6 protein-coding genes are annotated in these 2685 nt (G+C 53.0%); 2 read left to right on the forward strand and 4 right to left on the reverse strand.

The annotated features are described in order from the left end of the window. The first annotated feature begins 143 nt into the window (after window positions 1-143). Together ALO64_RS10755 and mobQ are read left to right on the forward strand one after the other, a co-directional pair. Window positions 144-416, forward strand: a complete 273-nt coding sequence (locus ALO64_RS10755) for a hypothetical protein (protein ID WP_044322702.1) — start codon at window positions 144-146, stop codon at window positions 414-416. Between the two features lie 85 nt (window positions 417-501). After that, complete coding sequence (gene mobQ, locus ALO64_RS10760) at window positions 502-1305, forward strand: MobQ family relaxase (protein ID WP_057454694.1); 804 nt, start codon at window positions 502-504, stop codon at window positions 1303-1305. Here the strand turns inward: mobQ and ALO64_RS10765 are convergent. The 4 genes from ALO64_RS10765 to ALO64_RS10780 form a co-directional block, all read right to left on the reverse strand. Further along, window positions 1302-1829 carry a hypothetical protein gene (locus ALO64_RS10765; RefSeq protein ID WP_044345787.1) on the reverse strand — a complete coding sequence of 176 codons (528 nt, stop codon included), beginning with the start codon at window positions 1827-1829 and terminating at the stop codon, window positions 1302-1304. The two genes, mobQ and ALO64_RS10765, sit on opposite strands and share 4 nt — an antisense overlap. 138 nt (window positions 1830-1967) lie before the next feature. Continuing rightward, the gene (locus ALO64_RS10770) at window positions 1968-2261 is read right to left on the reverse strand and encodes a type II toxin-antitoxin system RelE/ParE family toxin (protein WP_007253369.1); all 294 of its coding nucleotides are present in this window, start codon (window positions 2259-2261) and stop codon (window positions 1968-1970) included. Then, window positions 2261-2446 (reverse strand): type II toxin-antitoxin system RelB family antitoxin, encoded by a 186-nt coding sequence (gene relB, locus ALO64_RS26305; protein WP_003348562.1) that lies wholly within the window; start codon window positions 2444-2446, stop codon window positions 2261-2263. The genes ALO64_RS10770 and relB overlap by 1 nt, the downstream gene beginning before the upstream one ends. 86 nt (window positions 2447-2532) lie before the next feature. After that, window positions 2533-2685 (reverse strand): HU family DNA-binding protein (locus ALO64_RS10780; RefSeq protein WP_162232067.1); only part of this gene is annotated, 153 nt, incomplete at its 5' end.

Raw genomic sequence — 2685 nt, forward strand, 5'->3', positions numbered from 1 at the left:
GGTAAAACGTGTTTGGTCGCAGTACCTGGCGGCTAAGGCAGATGTCTGAGGCGCTGCCTTGGTCCAGTGCCCGTTTGTGACCTTGCTGAAGCATTTTCAGTCTCTTGGTCAACAGTATTAACCCCTTTTCATTAGGCACAAAAATGCTCGATTTATCCGCAGAGCAACACCAACTGGCGAAGATAGTCCATGACTATGCCAGCCGATTTCCATCGACAGAAGGCGGCGATAGCCAGCTACTACAGGGCTGCTATGACTATATGATGGCTTTCAAACAGGTACTCGACAGCTCATCAAAAATCCAAATGGACTATATATGCCTGCAATATCCAGGATTTTTTCGCTTCGCAAAAATGATGGAGTTGCTGGCCCAAGGTATTGCTGATGGCGTCATTCAGGTACCGGAAGAACACTAAAAGTGACAGACCAGAAAATTCTGGCGGTTATGACGATTGAAATCAGCTTAAAGTACTTTAAAATCCGTTTTCTGAAGCGCCCTCATTGGGGAAGATCACAAGCAAAAGTCCAGGAGCAAGTCCCATCGCTATCTTCCACGCCAATACCAAACCGATAGCACGCAATGCCGGACGTTCGTCCGTTGCTGCTGCGGCCTACCGTTCTGGTACCGAGCTGGTCGATATGCGTACCGGTCTCGTCCATGACTACACCTGGCGCGATGGTGTTTTTTACACAGAAATCATGTTGCCAGACGGCACCAGTGCCGAGCGCAATGCTCTGTGGAACGCCGCCGAATCCGCAGAGAAGCGCAAGGATGGCCGGACAGGTCGCGAGTGGATCATCGCGCTACCTGCCGAACTGGATGAAAACGCGCGCCAAGAACTGGCCTCTGCGTTTGGCATCGAGCTGGCCACCCGTTACGGCGTTGCCGTTGACTTGGCCATCCACTTGCCCAATCGTGAAGGCGACAACCGCAACCACCATGCCTTTGTGATGACCACTACCCGGCAGGTCAGCCGTGATGCAACTGGTCTGCTGGTGATGGGTGAAAAGTCCACCATCGAGCTTTCGGATACCAAACGCCGCAGCGTGGGCCTTGGTTCCGCAGCAGATGAAGTGGTCGCCATACGCCAGTTGTGGGAGCGGATGGCTAACCGCGCCTTGGAGAACGCTGGTTCAGATGCCCGGATCGATTCACGGAGTCTCAAGGCGCAGGGCCTAGATCGCGAGGCGACCATGCATCTGGGGCCGGTGGCCAGCGACATGGAACGCCGCGGAAAGGCCTCTGATCGGGGCGATGGCAACCGGCAAGTTGCTGTGAACAACGCGATGCTCGAGCAGATTTAATGAAGGCCCGTGGATTTCTGAAGCTGTGACAACTGACGTAGCGAAGGCGAAATGACGCGCGCTAGCCATTTGTCATCCAAAGGCGGAATGGCACCTAATTGTTCTGCTATGTACACACATTGCAGCAAGGTTTGCTCCAGTAGCAGATAGGGCGCACCGGTTTCGTCTTCCGACATTTCCAAGACAGACGGTGACGTTGTCGCCTTTGTGGCCTTCTTGGCATGTTCTGCGGCAAATTTCATATCCAAACGCTCTAGCCTCGACTCACTAGAGACCGTCACAACGGGTTTACCCCATTGCTTGTTAAGCTCGGCTTTGCTCCACCAGGTAGAACCTAACGGTGCCACCAGTTTCGCTTCATCTAAACTCCATAGCGCGTCTAACATCTGCTCCAGACTGAGCATAACCATGCGCTCACCATTGACCTCCAATTCGAAGGCCAGCCGCTCTGGCGTATTGTCATCCTCATCGAATCGAACTCTGGTCGGCCAAGCTATCAATTTCAAATCATCAGAAAGCTGCAATGTCCTCTCCTGTGATCATGGAAAAAAGGGTCCGAAGAGCAATGGAATAGCCAACCAACTTAAGTAGCATCGAAGCATGAATACCAAAATTTCCTACCTGATGACCCACCGCACTTCCCTGGAACGCTGCAGTGAGCACTACGCTAGTCCAGTTTGGGGATATTCTTGCCGTGCGTGGACGACGTTCACCACTTCTATGCGCGTTGAGGTGACGCGATAAAACACCAGGTAGTTAGGATGGGCCACGATCTCGCGCATTCCTGGGACGCGGTCACTTATCGCATACAGATAAGGATGTTCTGAAAGGGGCAGAACGATGCCACGCAAGCGCTGCCACAACCTTTCGGCAGCAGCTATATCACGTAAACCTATGTATTCGATTATTGCCGCCAAATCGTTGTCCGCTGATTCTAGCCAAAAAATGGGTAGCATCAGGACGCTCGCCGATGGCGCAATCGTGCCAACCGCTCTGCCATCCTTCGCTCGACTTCATCATGCGGGATAGCAGGGCGCGAGTCGGCCAGACTTGCCTCCACCTTCGCGCGTAGCCAGGCAGTGTAATTGGCCTCTAGCTCTTCAGTTTCAAACTCCGAAACGATAGGCGAACGATCAATCATAAGGATTTTCTCCATTTATCTCTGAGTGAGTTTACACCCGAGCGACTGACGAAGGAATTTTCGGCGGTTCCGGCGTGCAACCCCTTCTATGAAACGCCGCCCTTGTTGATAGCGTCGTTCAGCACTTTAGCCGAGACGAACTTGACGGCTTTCTTGGCAGCAATTTCGATAGAGGCACCAGTCGAAGGGTTGCGGCCAGTGCGTGCTGGACGCTCTGCCACTTTCAGTTTGCCGATGCC

It is taken from the genome of Pseudomonas meliae, assembly GCF_001400515.1.
Lineage (GTDB): Bacteria > Pseudomonadota > Gammaproteobacteria > Pseudomonadales > Pseudomonadaceae > Aquipseudomonas > Aquipseudomonas amygdali.

Coding starts and splice junctions, on each gene's coding strand:
- ALO64_RS10770 (WP_007253369.1), bottom strand. CDS start 2,261: ATGCTACCCATTTTTTGGCTAGAATCAGCGGACAACGATTTGGCGGCA.
- relB (WP_003348562.1), bottom strand. CDS start 2,446: ATGATTGATCGTTCGCCTATCGTTTCGGAGTTTGAAACTGAAGAGCTA.
- ALO64_RS10755 (WP_044322702.1), top strand. CDS start 144: ATGCTCGATTTATCCGCAGAGCAACACCAACTGGCGAAGATAGTCCAT.